This is a genomic window from Xanthomonas sp. GPE 39, from assembly GCF_000963005.1.
GTDB lineage: Bacteria > Pseudomonadota > Gammaproteobacteria > Xanthomonadales > Xanthomonadaceae > Xanthomonas_A.
The window spans coordinates 151,666-171,173 of record NZ_JZHZ01000007.1 but is presented as its reverse complement, the minus strand read 5'-3'; the positions used below and the strand labels follow the sequence as shown (position 1 = coordinate 171,173).

Below are 19,508 nucleotides of genomic sequence, written 5' to 3'. Positions count from 1 at the left end.
CGACCCAGCGCAGCGGTCGCCAGGAAGCCTACGAGAACCTCATCAACCAGTACCTGATGCGCTGATGCGCTGCGGTGATATGTCGCCGTCAGCGCTTGCGGGCGCGGGCGACAACCGGCGCGGCAACCGAGTCGCGTTCGATCAGCTGATGGGCGAATACATGATCGTTATGGCCACCAGACTCGCGTTCCTTGCTACGCAAACGGCGCAGCAGCAGATCGATTGCGGTGTCGGCCATCGCCGCAATCGGCTGGCGGACGGTGGTCAGTTCGGGCCACACGGTGGTCGCAGCGGAGGTATCGTCGAAACCGACCACCGACAGATCGCGCGGCACATCCAGCCCACGTCGATGCGCCACCGACACGGCGGCGGCGGCCATGTCGTCGTTGCTGGCGACAATCGCCGTCGGTGGTGTGCGCCGCGCCAACAATTTTTCCGCCGCCTCCAATCCGGAGCGATAGGTGAAATCGCCCTGTTGCACCAACGCCGTGTCCAGCCGCAGACCAGCCACGTGCAGCGCCGCCTGGAAACCATCGAAGCGACGCGCGCTGGCCGACAGATTGGGATGGCCGGCGATATAGGCGATCCGCGTGTGGCCGTGGGCGATGAGATGCGCGGTGATGTCCTGGCTGGCGCGGAACTCGTCGATGCGCACGCTCGGCATCGCCTCGCTGAAACGCCCGGATGCGATCGCCACCATGGGCACCTTGGCGCGCAAGAGTTCGCTCACCGCCGTGTCCGATTCGCACAATGGCGGCGACAGGATCACCCCGGACACGCCCTTGGCCAGCTTGCGCACGGCCTTGCGCTCGGCGTTCGCACCGAGATCTTCCCAGTAGTCGATGATCAGTTGAATCGAGGTGCGCGAGGCAGCGCGCAGCACGCCCACCAGCAGATCGCTCAGGTAGGCGCCACTGGGATTGCTGTAGATCAGCGCGACCCGCGTGTTCTGTGCCGCGGCCAGTGCGCTGGCCGCCAGATTGGGCGTGTAGCCGAGCTTGTCCACCGCGCGCATGACGTGCGTGCGAGTGGCATCGCGCACATTGCCTTGCCCATTGATGACCCGCGACACGGTCATCGGCGAGACCTTGGCGAGTGCGGCGACCTCGTCGATGGTCACCGCGTGACTCTTACGCCGGACCGATTTCCTCACCTTCTCCACAATGGGCCTCTTGGCTGCTATGCGGGCACGTGGCTCGGTCAAGGCGGTCACCGGTCAACCCCGCATCTGGGCCTACCGTGGCACGGGGTGGATCCGAACACGCGCGATGTCCGCATGGTACCGGGAAGCGGCCGACGCGGCGATGTGCGCAGCGCTCCACAACGAGTGGGCACGCACACATGAACGACACAGGAGTGCCACGGCGGCGATGGTACCGGCATTGGCCATGGTGGTGCCTGGCCTTGCTGCTACCGATGACCACGCTGCGTGCCGAGGATGGCTATGCCTTGTGGCTGCGCTACCCCGCGCTGGCGCAGGCACAGGCGGCCCCCTGGCGTGCGCTTGCCACGGAGCTGGTGGCAAGCGCCGATACGCCGTTGCAGCAGGCCGCACGCGAGGAGTTGCAGCGCGGTTTGGTTGGAATGCTCGGTGCCGCGCCACCGTTGGCCGCCACGGTGGACCGCGCTGGTGCGCTGGTGCTCGGCACGCCAGCCACGCCGGCAATCGCGCGGCTGCGGCTGGATACACGCGATCTGGGCGAAGAGGGATATCTGATCCGCAGCGTGGTGATCGATGGTCATCCGGCTACCGTGTTGGTTGGTGGCGGCGAGCGTGGCGTGCTGTATGCGGCCTTCGGCTTTCTGCGTCTATTGCAGACCGGTCAGATGCCGACGGCGCTGCCTCTACGCGATGCGCCACGAGTGCAACTGCGCATGCTCGATCATTGGGACAATCTGGATGGTTTCGTCGAGCGCGGTTATGCCGGTGCCTCGCTCTGGAACTGGCGCGCGCTTCCCAAGCATGTGGACCGGCGCTATACCGACTACGCGCGCGCCAACGCCTCGGTGGGGATCAACGGCGCGGTCGTGAACAATGTCAACGCCAGCGCGATCAGCCTCACCACACCATATTTGGACAAGGCCGCGGCGCTGGCGGCAGTGCTGCGCCGGTATGGCATCCGCCTCTACCTGAGCGCACGTTTTAGCGCGCCGATGGAGATCGGCGGGTTGACCACCGCCGATCCGCTGGATCCGGCGGTGCGACGCTGGTGGCGCGCCAAGGCCGATGCGATCTACGCGCGGATTCCGGATTTCGGCGGGTTTCTGGTCAAGGCCAATTGCGAGGGGCAACCCGGACCGCAGGACTACGGCCGCAGCCACGCCGACGGCGCCAACATGTTGGCCGACGCCTTGGCAGCGCATGGCGGTGTGGTGATATGGCGTGCCTTCGTCTACGCGCATCCGCACGCGCAGCCGAGCGACCGCGCCAAGCAAGCCTACGATGAGTTCGTCCCGCTGGACGGCAAGTTCCGCGACAACGTGCTGTTGCAGGTGAAAAACGGCCCGATCGACTTTCAGCCGCGCGAGCCCTTCCATCCGGTCTTCGGCGCGATGCCACGCACGCCGCTGATGCTGGAATTCCAGATCACCAAGGAGTATCTGGGCTTCGCCACCCACCTGGCGTATCTGGGCACGCTGTACCAGGAAACCCTGCAGGCCGATACACAACGCGGCAAGCAAGCGACCGTGGCGCGGATCGTGGAAGGAGCGCTGGACGGACATACGCGCAGCGGCATCGCCGGGGTGGCCAACATCGGTGCCGACCGCAACTGGTGCGGCTCGATCTTCGATCAGGCCAATTGGTACGCGTTCGGGCGGCTGGCCTGGAATCCGCAGGACGATGCGCGCTCCATCGCCGAAGACTGGGTGCGCATGACCTTCGGCAACAATCCGGCCCTGGTCGTGCCGGTGGTCGACATGATGATGGCCTCGCGCGAAGCGGTGGTGGACTACATGACGCCGCTCGGTTTGCATCACTTGATGGGCCGTGGTCACCACTATGGGCCAGCGCCATGGGATGCCGGCAGCGCGCGACCGGATTGGGATCCGGTGTATTACCACCGCGCCGACCGCAACGGCATCGGCTTTGATCGCAGCGCGACCGGCAGCAATGCGGTGGCGCAGTACGCGCCGCCATTGGCACGCCGCTTCGGCGATGTGCGCACGGTACCGGAACGGTATCTGCTGTGGTTCCATCATGTGCCATGGGATTACCGCATGCACTCCGGCCGGCCACTATGGGAGGCGTTGATCGACCACTACGACCACGGCGTAGCCGAGGTGGCGCGGATGCGTGCGACCTGGGCCGGGCTGGCGCCATACGTGGATGCGCAGCGCTATCGCCGGGTCGCCGATTTTCTGGCGATCCAGCAACGCGAGGCACAGTGGTGGCGCGATGCCAGCATCGCCTACTGGCAAAAGGTGTCCGGGCGCGCGCTGCCGCAAGGTGTCGTCCCGCCTGCGCATCCGTTGGCTTATTACCAATCGCTGTCGTTTCCAAACGCACCGGGAAATCCCAAATGACGCTGCACCGTGATGCCATCCAGACTGTGCGCTGCCTGCTGTTGGCGGCGCTATGTGCGCCTGCGTTCGCCCAGGCCGAAAATACCGAGCAAACCGAGCAAGCTCCCTTGTTGCATGCGTTGTTCCAGGATCACGCGGTGCTGCAGCGCGATGCGCCGATCCGGGTCTGGGGTGACGCCACTGCCGGTGAAACTGTCACCGTGCAACTGGCACAACAGCGCGTGCAGACGCGTGCCGACCGCCAGGGCCACTGGCAGGCGCAGTTGCCGGCGTTGCCGGCGGGTGGGCCGTATACCTTGCAGGCCAGCACCGCACATGGCCGCATCCAGCGGGCCGACGATGTATTGATCGGCGACGTGTGGCTGTGCTCTGGGCAATCCAACATGGAACTGCCGGTACAGCGCACGCTGGATACGCGCAATGAGCTGGCCGATGCGCATCACCCCATGATCCGCATGTTCAAGGTGCCGGCGCAGTCCAGTGCGCTGCCGCAAGCGCACTTCGGCGGTGCGAGCGCATGGCAGCCGACCACGCCGGAGACCGTCGGTGCGTTTTCCGCCACCTGTTATTACTTCGCCCGCGAACTCCACAAGACCGTGGACGTACCGATGGGCCTGATCAATGCGTCTTGGGGCGGTTCGCAGATACAGGCATGGATCGGCGATGCGGCACTGCGCAAGGTAGACGACAACGCGCCGGCACTGGACGTATTGGCTCGCTATGCAAAGGATCCGCAGCAAGCCGCGCCACACTGGGGAAACCTGTGGGAAAGGTGGTGGCATGCACACGGCAGTGGCGCGCCATGGCAACCCGGCGACAGCGGCACGGACTGGCACGACGCACCGCCCACACTGGGCGCCTGGGACGACTGGGGCGTGCCGCAGTTGGTCAACTTCACCGGCATGGTCTGGTACCGCACGACGGTGACGCTGAGCGCCGCACAAGCAGCGCAGCAGGCCACGTTGGTGCTGGGGCCGGTGGACGAACTCGACCAGACCTGGGTCAACGGCCAGGCAATCGGCAGCAGCTACGGCGCGGATGATCCACGCCATTACCCACTACCGCACGGCGTGCTGCACGCGGGCCAGAACACCGTGGTGCTCAACGTCTACAACAGCTACCGGCGCGGTGGCCTGCTTGGCGATCCCTCGGCGCAGTGGCTGCAACTGGGCGATGGCAGCCGGGTAACGCTGGAGCAGCACTGGCAGTACAGCATCGTGCCGCTGCAGGTGGGCGTGCCGCCGCGCGCGCCGTGGTCCTCGGCGGCGGGCCTGACCACGCTGTACAACGGCATGATCGCGCCGCTGGGTCGGATCGGGCTGCGCGGCGTGCTGTGGTACCAGGGCGAATCCAATGCCAGCGATGCCGCGCACTATCCGGCGTTGCTGGATGCCTGGCAACGCGACTGGCGTCAACGTTTCGGCGCGGCGCTGCCGTTGTTGGTGGTGCAACTGGCCAACTACGGTAAGCCGCCGGTGCACCCGGGCGAAAGCGGCTGGGCGCAATTGCGCGAAGCACAGCGGCGCTTCGTCGCCAACGATCCGCATGCCGCGCTGGCGGTGACCATCGACATCGGCGACCGTCACGACATCCATCCGGCCAACAAGCAGGAACTCGGGCGGCGGCTGGCGCGCGCGGCGCGGCATCTGATCTATGGCCAGACATTGCCACCATCGGGCCCCATCCCGCGCCGCGTGCAGCGCGAGGGACAAGCGCTGCGCATCGATTTCGACGACGTCGATGGCAGCTTGGAGACATACAGCAGCGATGCGCCCATCGGCTTCGAGCTGTGCGGCGCCGCTCCCGACAGTTGTCGCTACGCACACGCCGAATTGCAGGCGCACAGCGTGCGTCTGCCGCTGCCCGCCGGCAGCGTGCCGGTACGCGTGCGCTACTGCTGGGCCGATAGTCCGGTGTGTACCTTGTTCGATCATGCCGGGCTGCCGGCAGGTCCGTTCGAACTTCCTGTCCCGTCCGCGGCCAGTGCGGCTGCGGCGCTTTCCGTGAGTGCCCCCCGATGACCCAGATCTCCACACATACCGCTTCCCCCCAAGGTTCCGCCCGCGACCGCGAGATCGTGGAGGCGCGGGTCATCGTCACCTGTCCGGGGCGCAACTTCGTCACCCTCAAAATCGTCACCCGCAGCGGTGTCTACGGCCTGGGCGACGCCACGCTCAATGGCCGCGAACTGGCGGTGGCGTCCTACCTGCAGGATCACGTGGTGCCGAACCTGATCGGTCGCGATGCCGGCCGCATCGAGGACCTGTGGCAGTTCCTCTATCGCGGCGCATATTGGCGGCGCGGACCGGTGACCATGACCGCGATTGCGGCGGTGGACGTGGCGTTGTGGGACATCCTCGGCAAGATGGCCGGCATGCCGCTATACCAGTTACTCGGTGGACGTTCGCGCGAGGGGGCGCTGGTCTATGGCCACGCCAATGGCCGCGACATCGCCGAAACCAGCGAGGAAGTCGCGCGTTTCCGCGAACTCGGCTTCATCGCCATCCGCGCGCAGTGCGGCGTACCCGGGGTCAAGAAGGCGTATGGCATCTCCAGCGGCGGCAAACCCTACGAACCGGCCGAGAGCGAACTACCGGCCGAGACGGTGTGGTCCACACCGCGCTATCTGAGCGTGGTGCCGGCGCTGTTCGAACGGTTGCGCGCGGACCACGGCGAGGACATCGAACTGTTGCACGACGCGCATCACCGCCTGACCCCGATCGAAGCGGCACGGCTGGCACGCGATCTGGAACCGTACCGGCTGTTCTGGCTGGAGGACGCCACGCCTGCGGAAAACCAGCGCGCATTCGAGTTGATCCGCCAGCACTCGGTGACGCCGCTGGCGGTGGGCGAAGTGTTCAATTCCATCTGGGACTGCAAACACCTGATCGAACAACAGTTGATCGACTACATCCGCACCACCATCGTGCATGCCGGCGGCATCACCCATGTGCGGCGCCTGGCCGATTTCGCCGCGCTGCATCAGGTGCGCACCGGCTTCCATGGCGCCACCGATCTATCGCCGGTGTGCATGGGCGCGGCGCTGCACTTCGATACCTGGGTGCCGAATTTCGGCATCCAGGAGTACATGTTCCATTCCGACGAAGCCAATGCCGTGTTCCCGCACGACTACCATTTCCACGCCGGACGCCTGCACTGTGGCGAAACCCCAGGGCATGGCGTGGACATCGACGAAGCCTTGGCCGCGCGCTATCCCTACGCACCGAAACAGCTACCGATCGCGCGGCTGGAAGACGGTGCGATGTGGGACTGGTGAAGCGCACACGCCGCTTGCGCGCACTGCGCGCGCCGCTGCTGTGGATCGGCGCGATGCTCGCCGCCGTGTCCGCGGCGGCGGCCACGCCGACGGTCGCGTTCGACTGGTTCGCCTACCGCGGCAACGATGCGGTGTTCGACACGCCGTTGCCGCCCGGCCACTACCGCAATCCGGTGCTGGCCGGGTTTTATCCCGATCCCAGCGTCACCCGTGTCGGCGAACATTACTACCTTGTCAATTCCAGCTTCGCCTATTTCCCGGCGATTCCCGTGTTCGAGAGCCGCGATCTGGTGCATTGGCGGCAGATCGGCAACGTCGTCGAACGTCCAGAACAACTGGACTTCGATGGCCTGGACGTCTCGCGCGGCATGTTCGCCGCGAGCATCGCCCAGCATGAAGGCCGCTTCTACGTGGTCGGTACCGCCGTGGACAGTGGCGGCAACTTCATCGCCACGGCCGATCATCCGGCCGGACCATGGTCGCCGCTGCATTGGCTGCCGGACATCGATGGCATCGATCCTTCGTTGTTCTTCGACGAGGACGGCAGCGCCTACCTGCTCAACAACGGCCCACCCGTGGGGACACCGCGGTACACAGGTCATCGTGCGATCTGGATGCAGCGTTTCGACCTGACACGCATGCAGCCGGTCGGGCCACGCCAGGTGCTGGTCGATGGTGGCGTCGATCCGGCCAGCAAGCCGATCTGGATCGAAGGCCCGCATCTGTACAAACACGATGGCTGGTATGTGCTGTCCTGCGCCGAAGGCGGCACCGCCACGCAACATTCGCAAGTGGTCTTGCGCAGCCGCACGCCGTGGGGGCCGTACCTGCCAGCGCCGCACAACCCGATCCTGACCCAGCGCGACTTGCCGGCCGGGCGTGCGCATCCGGTCAGCAACGCCGGTCATGCCGATCTGGTCGAAGCGGCGGATGGTCACTGGTGGGCCGTGTTCCTGGCCAGCCGGCCCTATGCGCAGAACCGCTACAACACCGGCCGCGAGACCTTCCTGCTGCCGGTGACATGGCGCGCCGGTTGGCCGTCGATCCTGCCCGCCGGGCAGCCGATTCCGTATGTCGCACCAGGTCCGGCAGGATTGGATGACGCACATGCCGCCGACATCGCAGCGTTGAGCGGCAACTTCCTCTGGCGCGACAATTTCGACGCACCACAGCGCGATCGACGCTGGCTGCTGCTGCGCACACCCAAACGTACATGGCTGGATCTGCGCACGCGCCCAGGTTGGCTGACCCTGCAACCGGACACGCAAGGACTAGAGGGTAGTGGCAATCCCGCCTTTCTCGCCTATCGCCAACAACACACGCGCTTTGAAGCCAGCGTCGCGCTGCAACTGCCGACGCCACCCGGCGTGGTCGCCGGTCTGGCCGCGTTCCAGAACGCCAATGCCTGGTACGTGCTCGGCGTGCATCGCCACGGTGGCAGCATCGAGGCGTTCATCGAGAAACGCGACGGCAAAAGTAGTCACGTTCTCGCACGCACCACGCTTCAAGCCAAGGGCGTGGTGCGGTTGAAAATCGCCGGCGACGGCGGTCGCTATTCCTTCGCCACTGCCAGCGAGGGACAAGATTGGCGCTGGCTACGCCGCAACGACGATGCCGCCATGCTCAGCACCGCGCTGGCTGGCGGTTTTGTCGGCACCATGCTCGGGCCCTACGCCCGCCGCGAACCTGATCGCCCCACGGAGCACTGACCATGTACAGCAACGATTCCCGTCGCGCATTCCGCACCGTCCTGGCGATCAGCGCGCTGCTGGCGCTCGCGCCAACAGCCAGCCTCGCCGCGCCACCGCCTTACCTGGATACCCAGCGCAGCTTTGCCCAGCGCGCCGATGATCTGGTCGCACGGATGACACTGGAAGAAAAAGTCGCGCAGATGCAAAACGCCGCGCCAGCGATTCCGCGCTTGGGCGTGCCCGCCTACGACTGGTGGAACGAGGGCCTGCATGGCGTGGCCCGTGCCGGTGGTGCCACGGTGTTTCCGCAGGCAATCGGCATGGCGGCGACATTCGACTTGCCACTGATGCACCAAGTCTCCACCGCGATCAGCGACGAGGCGCGTGCCAAACATCAAGAAGCACTGCGCCGTGGCGAACATGGGCGCTACCAGGGCCTGACGTTTTGGTCGCCGAACATCAACATCTTCCGCGATCCGCGCTGGGGACGCGGCCAGGAAACCTACGGCGAGGATCCGTTCCTCACCGCGCGCATGGGCGTGACCTTCGTGCAGGGCATGCAGGGCGAGGGCGCCGATGCGCCGAAGAACGCGCAAGGCGAGACCTACCGCAAGCTCGACGCCACCGCCAAACATTTCGCCGTGCACAGCGGCCCGGAATCGGAACGTCACTACTTCGACGCACGCCCCTCGCAACGCGATCTGTACGAAACCTACTTGCCCGCCTTCGAGGCGTTGGTCAAGGAAGGCAAGGTGGACGCGGTGATGGGCGCTTACAACCGCCTCTTCGGCGAATCGGCCAGTGCCAGCAAATTCCTGTTGCGCGACGTGCTGCGCGAACGCTGGGGTTTCAAAGGCTATGTCGTGTCCGATTGCTGGGCCATCGTGGACATCTGGAAGAACCACAAGATCGTCGCCACCCGCGAGCAGGCCGCCGCATTGGCGGTCAAGAACGGCACCCAACTCGAATGCGGCCAGGAATACGCCACCTTGCCCACGGCGGTGCAGCAAGGCCTGATCGGCGAATCCGATATCGACGCGGCGCTGCGCACGCTGATGACCGCGCGCATGCGTCTGGGCATGTTCGATCCGCCGGAGCAACTGCGTTGGGCGCAGATTCCCATGTCTGTCAACCAATCGGCCGAACACGACGCCCTGGCCCGGCGCACCGCACGCGAATCGCTGGTGCTGCTGAAGAACGATGGCCTGCTGCCGTTGTCGCGCGCCAAGCACAAACGCATCGCGGTGATCGGCCCCACCGCCGACGACACCATGGCCTTGCTCGGCAACTACTACGGCACGCCAGCGGCGCCAGTGACTATCCTGCAAGGCATCCGCGCTGCCGCGCCGGATGCCGAAGTGCTGTACGCACGCGGTGCCGATCTGGTGGAAGGACGCAGCGATCCCGCCGCCACACCGCTGATCGAACCGCAATATCTGCGTCCCTCCACTGATTCGTCCGAGCGCGGCCTGCGCGGGGAATATTTCCGCAACCCCGACCTGTCCGGTACTCCGACCCTGGTGCGGGTGGACCCGCAGATCGGTTTCCGCTGGGATCGCGGCTCGCCCACCGACACCCTGCTCGCGCGTGGCGAAGTCGGTCCGCAGCAGATGCTGCCAGCAGACCATTTCAGCATCCGCTGGAGCGGCAAGCTGGTGCCTCCAGTCAGCGGCACCTATCACCTGGAAACCGCCGCCGATGACGGCGTGCGCCTGTTTCTGGACGGCAAGCGCTTGATCGACCGCTGGACTCCCAGCGACCGCCTGCACAGCGACGGCGTGGACGTGCAACTGCAAGCCGGCCATGCCTACGACCTGCGCCTGGAGTACTACGAAGCCGAGCACGACGCTGCGGTGCGCTTGGCTTGGCGCATGCCCGGGGCCAAGCCACCGCTGCAGGAAGCGGTGGACATCGCACGCCGCGCCGACGTGGTGGTGTTCGTCGGCGGCCTCACCGGCGACGTGGAAGGCGAGGAGATGAAGGTCAATTATCCCGGCTTCGCTGGCGGTGATCGCACCGACCTGCGCCTGCCCAAGCCGCAGCGCGAGTTGCTGGAGGCGCTCTCGGCGACCGGCAAGCCGCTGGTGGCGGTGTTGACCACCGGCTCGGCACTGGCCATCGACTGGGCGCAGGAACATGTGCCAGCGATCCTGCTGGCCTGGTATCCGGGCCAGCGCGGCGGCAATGCCGTGGCCGACGTCCTGTTCGGCGACGCCAACCCCGGTGGTCGGCTGCCAGTGACCTTCTACAAAGCCAGCGAGACCTTGCCGGCCTTCGACGACTATGCGATGCGTGGCCGCACTTATCGCTACTTCGCCGGTACCCCTCTGTATCCATTCGGATATGGTCTTTCGTATACCAAGTTTGCCTATTCCGACCTGCGTCTGGATCACAGCAAAGTTGCAGCGGATGGACAGTTGAGCGCCACGCTGAAAGTGACCAACACCGGCACCCGCGCCGGCGACGAGGTGGTGCAGCTATACCTGCATCCGTTGACGCCGACACGCACGCGCGCGACCAAGGAGCTGCGCGGCTTCCAGCGCATCACGCTGGCACCGGGCGAGAGCCGCGACGTGCATTTCAGCATCGCGCCGCAACGCGATCTGCGCATTTACGACGAGGCGCAAAAGCGCTATGTCGTCGATCCGGGCGACTACGAACTACAGGTCGGTGCTTCCAGTGCGGACGTGCGCGTGCACGAACGCTTCAGTGTGCAACCCAGCGCTACCGCGCCAGCATCGTCACACTCACACCGCTGAGCACGACCAAGCCGATGCGAACGGGGCGCCGTTCGCTATCGCGCCCTACACCACCTGGATTCTTCGTGACTACTCCAACCCTCTCACGCCTGTGCATGACCGCACTTCCCACGCTGCCGCCGGCCATCACACGTCCGGCCTACGCATTGGATCGCGTGCGCATCGGCATCGTGCATCTTGGCGCAGGCGCTTTCCACCGCGCGCATCAGGCCGTCTACCTTGACGACCTGCTGGCCAGCGAACCGGATTGGGCGATCAGCGCCGTCTCTCTGCACAACCGGCAAGTACGCGACGCGCTGCACGCACAAGACGGCCTATACACGCTCGCTCTACTCGACGCACAGCCCACGCTACGCGTGATCGGTGCCATCCGCGAAGTGTTGTGCGCGCAAGACCAGCAGGCCGCCGTCCTGGCACGTCTGGCCGATCCGGCGGTGCGCCTGGTCACGCTGACCGTCACCGAAAAAGGCTACTGCCTGGCTGGCGAGCATCTGGATCTTACGCATCCGGACATCGCGCACGACCTCGCCACCGCGCATGCGCCGCGCAGCGCCATCGGCTATCTCGTCGCTGGCCTGCGTCAGCGCTGGCGTCTGCGCCTGCCGCCCTACACCGTGCTCAGTTGCGACAACCTGCCCGACAATGGCGGCAAGCTACGCCGCGCGGTCTTGCGCTTCGCCCAGCACATCGACCCGGCATTGGCCGCCTGGATCGAGGCCGAAGCCAGCTTCCCGCGCTCGATGGTGGACAGCATCACCCCAGCCAGCGATGCCGCACTGCGCGAACGCATCGCCAGCCAACTGGGCTACGACGACGCCTGGCCGATTCAGCGCGAACGCTACAGCCAGTGGGTGATCGAAGACCGTTTTTGCAACGGCCGGCCGGCCTTCGAACGGGTCGGGGTGACACTGAGCGAGGACATCGGTGGTTTTGATCGCGCCAAACTGCGCCTGCTCAACGGCCCGCATTCGGCGCTGGCCTACCTGGGCACGTTGCTCGGCTTGGAAACTGTGGCCGATGCCATGTGCGACGCGCCATTAGCCACCTTCATCGAAACCCTGATGCGCGAGGACATCGCGCCCACGCTACCAGCGCTGTCCGGCTTCGATCCACAACGTTATATCGACGCTATTCTGGCACGCTTCCGCAACCCGGCCATCGCGCACAAGCTTGCACAGATCGCCTGGGACGGATCGCAGAAACTGCCGGTGCGCCTGCTTGGCACCCTCGCCGATGCACTGGCTGCTGGCCGTCGCATCGACCGCCTGTGTCTGCCACTGGCCGCATGGATGCACTTCGTGCGGCGACAAGCGCATCGCGATGTGCCGCTGATCGATCCGCTGCAGGAAACGCTAAGGGAAATGGGCCATGCCGCCAGCGGTAATGCGCTGCAGGACGTGGAGGCTTTCCTTAACCTGGACACGGTGTTTGCGCCGCTGTCGAAGGATCCGCGCTTCATTGCGGCGCTACAACGTGCGTATGCGTCGTTAGGCGACGGAAGTGCCGCAGACACGCGAGAAACTCTCGTGCTCATGCTGAGCAGCCGGTGATTTCGGGAGGCTTCAATGCTTGAAAAGATGAAGCCACGAGCAAGATGAAGGATGAAGCCCCCAGGGTTGCGTAGACACTCGCGACCCTCGTTGCGCGTAGCGCCATTGGAGCGCTACAAACGAATGCACGCGATGGCCGCGACAGCGTTCGCCCAAGCGAGTACATGTCGTAGCAAATCGTAGACAATACGAGGCGACGGCAAACCGTGCAGGGAAGCTCCCTGATCGAATGCCCATCCGCATGCAGATGGTTCAACAGCGCGGCAAGGGCAGGCCGCCGAATTCCTTGACCGTGCGCAGCACGAAGCAGGAGTTGACGTCGGCCACGCCGGCGGCATTGAGCAGGTTGTCCAGCAGGAATGCGGAAAAATGCGCCAGATCACGGACATAGACATGCAGCAGGTAGTCCATGTCGCCGGTCAGCGCATGACAGGCAACCACTTCATCCCAACCCTGCACACTGTCGGCGAAGTGGGCGATGCCGCTTTGTCCGTGCTTTTCCAACTGCACGCGGACGAAAGCTTGCAAGCCCAGACCGATCGCCGACGGCGACAGGCGCGCCACGTAGCCGGCGACGACGCCCTCGGCCTCCAGCCGCTGGACCCGGCGCAGACAGGCGGACGGCGACAGGTTCACCTGCGCGGCCAGTTCGGCATTACTGGCACGTCCCTGACGCTGCAATAGCGTGAGCAGACGCAGGTCGGTACGGTCGAAGACGGCTGATTCGGTCATTTATTGCCCTGAAACATCAATTTTTCGCAATAATCTTGCGTACGGTGATAAAATTCAGACAACTGCGCAAACCCATTGCGCCACTTCCAGCCTACCATCGTGGCCTTGTCCTCCGGAGGTTCGGCCATGGATATCGCACCACGTCGCGTCGAACACCAGCACACTGACAAGGGCTATGTGCCGGTGTACACCACGGCGGTCGTCGCTCAACCATGGGATCGCTACGACAGCGACGACCACGCCACCTGGGGCACCCTGTACCAACGCCAGCGTGAAATGCTGGTCGGCCGCGCCTGCGACACATTCCTGCAAGCGCAAGACGCGCTAGGTATGAGCCCGCAGGCGATCCCAAAGTTCGATCAGCTCAATACGGTGCTGGGCGCCGCCACCGGCTGGACCCTTGTCGGGGTCGAGGGTTTGCTGCCGGAACTGGATTTCTTCGACCACCTGGCCAACCGCCGTTTCCCGGTGACGTGGTGGATTCGCCGGCCCGAGCAGATCGACTACATCGCCGAGCCGGATCTGTTCCACGATTTGTTCGGCCATGTGCCGCTGTTGATGAACCCGCTATTTGCCGACTACATGCAGGCCTATGGCCGCGGCGGGGTGAAAGCACATGCAATCGGTGCGCAGGCGCTGCAGCATCTCACCCGGCTGTACTGGTACACGGTGGAATTCGGCCTGATCGACACACCTGACGGCCTGCGCATCTACGGCGCTGGCATCGTGTCATCCAAGGGCGAGTCGCTGTATTCGCTGGAATCGGATGCACCCAACCGGATCGGCTTCGATCTGCAGCGGATCATGCGCACGCGTTACCGCATCGATACGTATCAAAAAACCTACTTCGTCATCGACAGCTTCGAGCAACTCATGCAAGCGACCGCAGCGGATTTCACTCCGATCTACGCAGGGCTGGCCGACCAAACGCATCTGCCAGCAGGGCAGGTGCAAGAGGATGATCGTGTGTTCCAACGCGGCAGTGGGGAAGGCTGGAACGACGACGGCGACGTATAAGAAACGCACCATGCCGATGTCCGCAGTGTGTTGCGGGCACCGGCATGGATCATCATGCGTCAGTCGCTGCCGTACTTGGCATTGTAGGGACCGTACAGCAATCCGCCCGGATGTCCCGCAGACAGCAGACGTTGGCTGGCCATGTTACCGACCTGATGGCTTTGATCGGTCGCCTGATTGATCACTTGGTTGATCGCCGCCGACACCAGAATGCCAAGCATGCCGCCGCCGCCGACTGAAACTTTCTTATTCTCATCGCTGGAGGCCGTTGCCTGTCCCTCCCACAGCACTGTGCCGGTACGCAGATCCACCAGCTTGGCATTGGCTGCGACCGTGACCGCGCTGTTGATGACCTGATAGACAGCGCCATACTTGTCGATGGTGATATACAGCCCCGCATCGGCACCGAAGATCTGGCGCAGCTTCTCAGGCGCCACGGCTTGCGCGTCATCGGCGATGGTGATGCCATTCTGCTTGAATGTTTCGTAGACCGGCGCCACCGGCATGACGTAATAACCGGCTTCGGCCAACGGCAACGTGGTCACCGACAACACGCTCAGGCTGGCGTCGATATCCGGCGCATGGCTGACTGGCGGCAGGACTAGGATCGAGCGCGGTTTGCTGGCCTTGTATGCGCTGTAATCGCGCGATTTCGGCTGGGTCGCGCACGCGCTCAACAACAGACCCAGGACGGCGACGCAGGCTACTTTTGCGATGTTCTTCATTGCGCTGTCCTTTCTTTGTGGCCGTTCTTCATGAGTAGATCGATATAGGTGGTGGATTCTGGGTACTGCGCCTTCTCGGCCAGAAGGTATTGTTGTGCCTTGGCGTCGTTACCGGCCTCGGCATACAGCATGCCCAGATGCGCTTGCAGACCCGGTGGCGGCCTGCGATTGGCTGCCTTCATGACCTGCAGGTCTTTTTCCAGCGCCTGGATTTGTTGCTCCGGGCTGCCTCCCTTGAAATGGCTATAGACCTGGTCTTGGTAGCTACCCCATTGATAGAGCGATGCCGATTGATGGGCACAACCGACCAGGGTCAACAGGGCGCAGACGCCCAGCCAGTGGAATACACGCGAATTTGTCTTGTTCATTTGTGATGGTCCGTTGTAGGTCACTTGACCGGCTTCCATGCGCCGGAATCGATGGCTGCAGTGAGGCGATTGACGGCTTCGCGGATCGCCAGATCCAGCACTTTGCCGTTGAGGGTGGAGTCGTAGCTGGAGGTGCCGCCGAAGCCGACGATCTCGCGGTTGGACAACGAATACTCGCCACCGCCCTGGACCGAATAGACCACTTCGGAGGTGGTGCTATCGACGATATTCAAACTGACCTTCGCATAGGCCTGCTGCTGCTTGCCACGGCCCATGATTCCGAACAACTGGGTATCGCCGGTTTCCTTGCGGCCAAACTCGGTGACATCACCAGTAATGACGTAATCGGCACCCTTGAGCTGCTGTGCCTGTCGTTTGATGTCTGCCTCCTGCTTGATCTCGCCCATGTTGTCGCGATCGAGCACGCGGAAACGGTTGGTCTGCTGCAGATCGGTGATGAGGATAGTCTTGGCTTGGCTACCGAGACGATCCGCGCCATCGGAAAACAAGCCGCGCATGAACGAGGAACGGTTGTCGAACTTACCCACGGCAATCGGTGCGCGCACCCCAGCATAAGGAATGCTGGCGGCGGCCACGGTTTGTGGCGCGACACTCTGGTGGCTTTCGGTCGCGCAACTTGTCATTGCCAACCCCATTAACACGAGGCTGCCCCCCCTGATTACAACAATTTTCATCAATTACCCCTTGTTGTTACAGCTACGAAAAACCATTGGTTCGCGGATACGGCTTTACCTGTCGAGGCGGTCTGCGGCACACAGACTTGCTGCGCAATACGGTCGACCGCATCGATCACCGGTTTGATACATGCGCACGGCCCATTGGCCGCTGAGGTTCCGATCCAACAGCACAGCCCCCCCGGTACGCACAGCGCACTAGAAACGAATGAGAACGAACAGGGACTGAGAGGCGGTTGAGGTCGTTCCATGACTGTCCTGCACCACGCAGGGAGATGAGTTTGCATATCGACCCGCCAATGCAGCGGGAGCAATGACATTATGTCGCATCAACCAAATTAAGAAAAGCTTGCTGACGATACCCAGTGTGCTTGGTCGCAATCGCAGCGGCCTGAGCACCAACCCAGCATGCGCGCTGATCTACGTCGCACAGATCGAACACAAGCTAGGCTAAAACGTCTCTGCAGCGCACAGCACGCACATGGACTGCCACGAACGGGCTATCCGCTGGAAAAATAGTGAACCCCTGTTCGTGCCAAATGACTTTCGCTGATGACCCTGACCCACGTATCGCGGCTGTCCGCGCAGTCCGTGGACACCCATAACACTATGCAGTCGGTACGCAGCAACCCAGGCATCATAAGGGCGAAGTGCGCGGTTGAGATGGCGACTTGGCGAAACAGCGCATAGGTTCACGCTTGCAATCGACACGGCGTCACGTCAGTACCGTATCCGCCTTGACCAACGTACACGCAACGAAGGCGTGGATCTACTGATAGAGAAGGGATTGCCGGATCGCTGAGCAACTCCGGCAACTCCGGTCCACTAGCTGCGAGCCGATCCAGCTTGATCGTTTCGAGCACCGGCCCTTGCAAGCGCATTGAGGAACGCGTTGGGATCTGTCGGCGTCAGAACAATGTCAAAGTTCTCAAAGGTCGGGACATAAATTCGGTCGGCTTTACGAGTGTCAACTACAAAAATTCGCTTGTGCCCTTTCGAGGAGAACCATCCCAAGTTCAGTACTGGCCAACTTAATCCGTTTGTCCTCCAACTCAGGCGAAAAGGATCATCGAGCGGAAGGATGCGCGCGTGAGCCACATCAATTCGACCCAGTGGCACTTTCACTTTGTAGAAACCACCGCCAGCAACGAGTTTGTCTTCGATGATGTCGATTTTGGCTGTGGCAATAAGCCACGTGATCGCAACAACCACCGCAAGTAAAGGTAATAGCTCCCATTGACTATGGCCTATCCTCGGCGCAATAAACACCATCACTGCAACGGCGAGAATCGCCAACGTGGAAACTGATTTCCAGTTCAGCGCGTTTACCGAAAATTTTTCAATTCGCTTTGCTGACATGTTCAAACTCCAATAGCTTTGTAAGCGTAAAGCGCCATCGCTGCTGCAAGACGATCCGCGCTTTTGGATGAGATGTCGAGCACTTTGGTGTTGCGCAGTGCTTGGATCAGCGCAAGACTTTCAGCCAGCATCACGGCCAGAGTGCTTTCTTCAATCATAGCGTTTTTGCTAATGAGCGCCGCAGTCGGCATCGCGGCATCGGCTGATACGCGCGGCAGAGTTGCGTGCGCAGATGGGAGATGTGCGTGTCTACGGAGCTCTGGGCGCATCACCTTGACAATGAATGTGACGCGGAAAAATTCTGGCGCTTGGGCAACAACAACGCACACTCACGCCTTGCATGTACGACCTGGACAATAGTGTGCAACCATCCCCATGCAAGGATCCCACGCTCCACATCCCATGCTTGGCAAGGAACAACAATGTTACGGCGATTCCATCAGCACACCATCGCAAGCACGACGACACACACCACTGCGCCATTGGGCAACAACCGACGCTGTGCGCGCCGCGATCCTTCCTACGACCTGTGCACGGCATTGTTGATCTTGATCGGCGGGTTGTTCATGGCATTCGGCGCGGCCACTGCGGCTGAGCGCCCGGCCAGCGAAACCGCCGCAGAGCAGGCCGCACGCGTGCCACTGTGGCAAGGTCCGGCACCTGGCTCATCATCCGCACCGCAGACGCTGCGCATCGTCGACCACAGCGCCAACCCGGCACTGTCCGACCGCCTGATCAGCGGCCACTACCAACCCTACATGGTGGTGTACCGGCCGAAGAAACCCAACGGCAGTGCCCTACTGGTCGCTCCGGGCGGCGGTTACGTGTGTATCGCGCTGGACAAGGAAGCCACCGACTTGTTGCCGATCTTCGCCGAGCAGTCAGGCATCACCTTATTCGTTCTGCGCTATCGGCTACCGGACGCGGAAGCCGACGACAGCGCCGGGGAACGCGATCAACCATTGGCCGATGCACAACGCGCATTGCGCTTGATCCGCGCACATGCCGCCGATTACGGCGTGGACCCACACCGGATCGGCGCGATGGGATTCTCCGCAGGTGGTCACGTCGCCGCCAGCCTCGGTACTCGCTATGCCGAGCACGTGTATCGGCCAAGCGACGCTATTGATCAGGTGAGCGCACGGCCGGACTTTTTACTGCTGATTTATCCGGTTATCGACATGGGCAGCGGCACCACGGCAAACACCGGATCGCGCCTGCGCCTGCTCGGCCGCCATCCCGACGCGGCTACGATGACAGCCTATTCGTTGCAGAACCGGGTGAGTGCCGGCATGCCACCCACCTTCCTGGTACACGCGCAAGACGACACGGTGGTTCCGATGGAGAACAGCCTGTTGTTCTACCAGGCACTGCGCCAAGCCGGGGTACCGGCTGAGCTGCACGTGTTTGCGCATGGCGGCCACGGTTTCGGCACGCGCTCCATCGCCGGCCTGCCGCTGGCGGCATGGCCGCAGCTCGCACTGACATGGATGCGCGCGGTGCAGGACGATCCGCGCGAACGCGCACCGATTCCGCTCTCTACAGAAAAACACTGAGCACGATATGCACGTGAAATTGGTCCGTTTTTGTCAACAGTTGTCAGTGCAAAAGCGGCATTTGCACGCACACGGCGATGCTGTCGTTATGTATGCTGGCTGCTCTTATTCCAATCTGATGAGACAGCACATGTTCTGATAACACGACTATAAAACCCGAGCCCACAACAGCAATGTCACTAAGAGCGTGTTATGAACTTGAGGCTTTCGCGGCTATCGTAAGCGGATGAAGCCAGCACGCTCCTATCCGACCG

Annotated in this window: 16 protein-coding genes; 8 read left to right on the top strand and 8 right to left on the bottom strand. The window is 63.1% G+C overall.

Features of this window, described 5'->3' with window-relative positions:
- Positions 1-88: 88 nt before the first annotated feature.
- On the bottom strand, positions 89-1,162 hold the full coding sequence (locus tag XALGPE39_RS00545) for a LacI family DNA-binding transcriptional regulator (protein WP_045726544.1): 1,074 nt from the start codon (positions 1,160-1,162) through the stop codon (positions 89-91).
- Between the two features lie 179 nt (positions 1,163-1,341).
- Here XALGPE39_RS00545 and XALGPE39_RS00540 point away from each other — a divergent pair, with 179 nt between their 5' ends.
- From XALGPE39_RS00540 to XALGPE39_RS00515, 6 genes are all read left to right on the top strand, one after another.
- Positions 1,342-3,525, top strand: coding sequence for an alpha-glucuronidase family glycosyl hydrolase (locus XALGPE39_RS00540; RefSeq protein WP_082061789.1), 2,184 nt, complete (start codon positions 1,342-1,344; stop codon positions 3,523-3,525).
- Positions 3,522-5,546, top strand: coding sequence for a sialate O-acetylesterase (locus XALGPE39_RS00535; protein ID WP_045726542.1), 2,025 nt, complete (start codon positions 3,522-3,524; stop codon positions 5,544-5,546). Before XALGPE39_RS00540 ends, XALGPE39_RS00535 begins: the two co-directional genes overlap by 4 nt.
- Complete coding sequence (manD, locus tag XALGPE39_RS00530) at positions 5,543-6,802, top strand: D-mannonate dehydratase ManD (protein ID WP_045726541.1); 1,260 nt, start codon at positions 5,543-5,545, stop codon at positions 6,800-6,802. Before XALGPE39_RS00535 ends, manD begins: the two co-directional genes overlap by 4 nt.
- Positions 6,803-6,837: 35 nt before the next feature.
- Entirely contained in the window at positions 6,838-8,511 is a 1,674-nt protein-coding gene (locus tag XALGPE39_RS00525; RefSeq protein ID WP_200893892.1) for a glycoside hydrolase family 43 protein, read from the top strand.
- Between the two features lie 2 nt (positions 8,512-8,513).
- Positions 8,514-11,252, top strand: coding sequence for a glycoside hydrolase family 3 protein (locus XALGPE39_RS00520; RefSeq protein ID WP_045726540.1), 2,739 nt, complete (start codon positions 8,514-8,516; stop codon positions 11,250-11,252).
- A 95-nt stretch (positions 11,253-11,347) separates the two neighbouring features.
- Complete coding sequence (locus XALGPE39_RS00515; protein WP_045726539.1) at positions 11,348-12,802, top strand: mannitol dehydrogenase family protein; 1,455 nt, start codon at positions 11,348-11,350, stop codon at positions 12,800-12,802.
- Positions 12,803-13,054: 252 nt separating this feature from the next.
- Here XALGPE39_RS00515 and XALGPE39_RS00510 read toward each other — a convergent pair whose 3' ends face one another.
- Together XALGPE39_RS00510 and XALGPE39_RS16545 are read right to left on the bottom strand one after the other, a co-directional pair.
- Positions 13,055-13,534 carry an Lrp/AsnC family transcriptional regulator gene (locus XALGPE39_RS00510; RefSeq protein ID WP_045726538.1) on the bottom strand — a complete coding sequence of 160 codons (480 nt, stop codon included), beginning with the start codon at positions 13,532-13,534 and terminating at the stop codon, positions 13,055-13,057.
- Positions 13,531-13,662 (bottom strand): hypothetical protein, encoded by a 132-nt coding sequence (locus tag XALGPE39_RS16545; protein ID WP_255352700.1) that lies wholly within the window; start codon positions 13,660-13,662, stop codon positions 13,531-13,533. The genes XALGPE39_RS00510 and XALGPE39_RS16545 overlap by 4 nt, the downstream gene beginning before the upstream one ends.
- On the opposite strand from XALGPE39_RS16545, the gene phhA reads away from it, so the two are divergent.
- The gene (gene phhA, locus XALGPE39_RS00505) at positions 13,661-14,551 is read left to right on the top strand and encodes a phenylalanine 4-monooxygenase (protein ID WP_045726537.1); all 891 of its coding nucleotides are present in this window, start codon (positions 13,661-13,663) and stop codon (positions 14,549-14,551) included. The two genes, XALGPE39_RS16545 and phhA, sit on opposite strands and share 2 nt — an antisense overlap.
- 59 nt (positions 14,552-14,610) lie before the next feature.
- On the opposite strand, the gene XALGPE39_RS00500 is transcribed toward phhA, so the two are convergent.
- The 5 genes from XALGPE39_RS00500 to XALGPE39_RS00485 form a co-directional block, all read right to left on the bottom strand.
- A complete protein-coding gene (locus XALGPE39_RS00500) occupies positions 14,611-15,276 on the bottom strand; it encodes a DUF799 domain-containing protein (protein WP_045726536.1) in 666 nt (221 codons plus the stop codon).
- A complete protein-coding gene (locus XALGPE39_RS00495; protein ID WP_045728845.1) occupies positions 15,273-15,644 on the bottom strand; it encodes a DUF4810 domain-containing protein in 372 nt (123 codons plus the stop codon). The genes XALGPE39_RS00500 and XALGPE39_RS00495 overlap by 4 nt, the downstream gene beginning before the upstream one ends.
- A 20-nt stretch (positions 15,645-15,664) precedes the next feature.
- On the bottom strand, positions 15,665-16,288 hold the full coding sequence (locus XALGPE39_RS00490; protein ID WP_235429721.1) for a CsgG/HfaB family protein: 624 nt from the start codon (positions 16,286-16,288) through the stop codon (positions 15,665-15,667).
- An 876-nt stretch (positions 16,289-17,164) separates the two neighbouring features.
- Entirely contained in the window at positions 17,165-17,698 is a 534-nt protein-coding gene (locus tag XALGPE39_RS15000; protein WP_082061788.1) for a PH domain-containing protein, read from the bottom strand.
- Between the two features lie 2 nt (positions 17,699-17,700).
- Positions 17,701-17,856 (bottom strand): hypothetical protein, encoded by a 156-nt coding sequence (locus tag XALGPE39_RS00485; protein WP_161795311.1) that lies wholly within the window; start codon positions 17,854-17,856, stop codon positions 17,701-17,703.
- Between the two features lie 408 nt (positions 17,857-18,264).
- Here XALGPE39_RS00485 and XALGPE39_RS00480 point away from each other — a divergent pair, with 408 nt between their 5' ends.
- Complete coding sequence (locus XALGPE39_RS00480; protein ID WP_152624930.1) at positions 18,265-19,254, top strand: alpha/beta hydrolase; 990 nt, start codon at positions 18,265-18,267, stop codon at positions 19,252-19,254.
- The last annotated feature ends 254 nt before the right edge of the window (positions 19,255-19,508 follow it).

Excerpts from the sequence above, each read along its gene's own strand:
- XALGPE39_RS00520 (WP_045726540.1), top strand. The coding sequence starts at position 8,514 with ATGTACAGCAACGATTCCCGTCGCGCATTCCGCACCGTCCTGGCGATC.
- XALGPE39_RS15000 (WP_082061788.1), bottom strand. The coding sequence starts at position 17,698 with ATGTCAGCAAAGCGAATTGAAAAATTTTCGGTAAACGCGCTGAACTGG.
- manD (WP_045726541.1), top strand. The coding sequence starts at position 5,543 with ATGACCCAGATCTCCACACATACCGCTTCCCCCCAAGGTTCCGCCCGC.
- XALGPE39_RS00515 (WP_045726539.1), top strand. The coding sequence starts at position 11,348 with ATGACCGCACTTCCCACGCTGCCGCCGGCCATCACACGTCCGGCCTAC.
- XALGPE39_RS00535 (WP_045726542.1), top strand. The coding sequence starts at position 3,522 with ATGACGCTGCACCGTGATGCCATCCAGACTGTGCGCTGCCTGCTGTTG.
- XALGPE39_RS00490 (WP_235429721.1), bottom strand. The coding sequence starts at position 16,288 with ATGACAAGTTGCGCGACCGAAAGCCACCAGAGTGTCGCGCCACAAACC.
- XALGPE39_RS00540 (WP_082061789.1), top strand. The coding sequence starts at position 1,342 with ATGAACGACACAGGAGTGCCACGGCGGCGATGGTACCGGCATTGGCCA.
- XALGPE39_RS00500 (WP_045726536.1), bottom strand. The coding sequence starts at position 15,276 with ATGAAGAACATCGCAAAAGTAGCCTGCGTCGCCGTCCTGGGTCTGTTG.
- XALGPE39_RS16545 (WP_255352700.1), bottom strand. The coding sequence starts at position 13,662 with ATGGCCGAACCTCCGGAGGACAAGGCCACGATGGTAGGCTGGAAGTGG.
- XALGPE39_RS00485 (WP_161795311.1), bottom strand. The coding sequence starts at position 17,856 with ATGATTGAAGAAAGCACTCTGGCCGTGATGCTGGCTGAAAGTCTTGCG.
- XALGPE39_RS00480 (WP_152624930.1), top strand. The coding sequence starts at position 18,265 with ATGGCATTCGGCGCGGCCACTGCGGCTGAGCGCCCGGCCAGCGAAACC.
- phhA (WP_045726537.1), top strand. The coding sequence starts at position 13,661 with ATGGATATCGCACCACGTCGCGTCGAACACCAGCACACTGACAAGGGC.
- XALGPE39_RS00510 (WP_045726538.1), bottom strand. The coding sequence starts at position 13,534 with ATGACCGAATCAGCCGTCTTCGACCGTACCGACCTGCGTCTGCTCACG.
- XALGPE39_RS00495 (WP_045728845.1), bottom strand. The coding sequence starts at position 15,644 with ATGAACAAGACAAATTCGCGTGTATTCCACTGGCTGGGCGTCTGCGCC.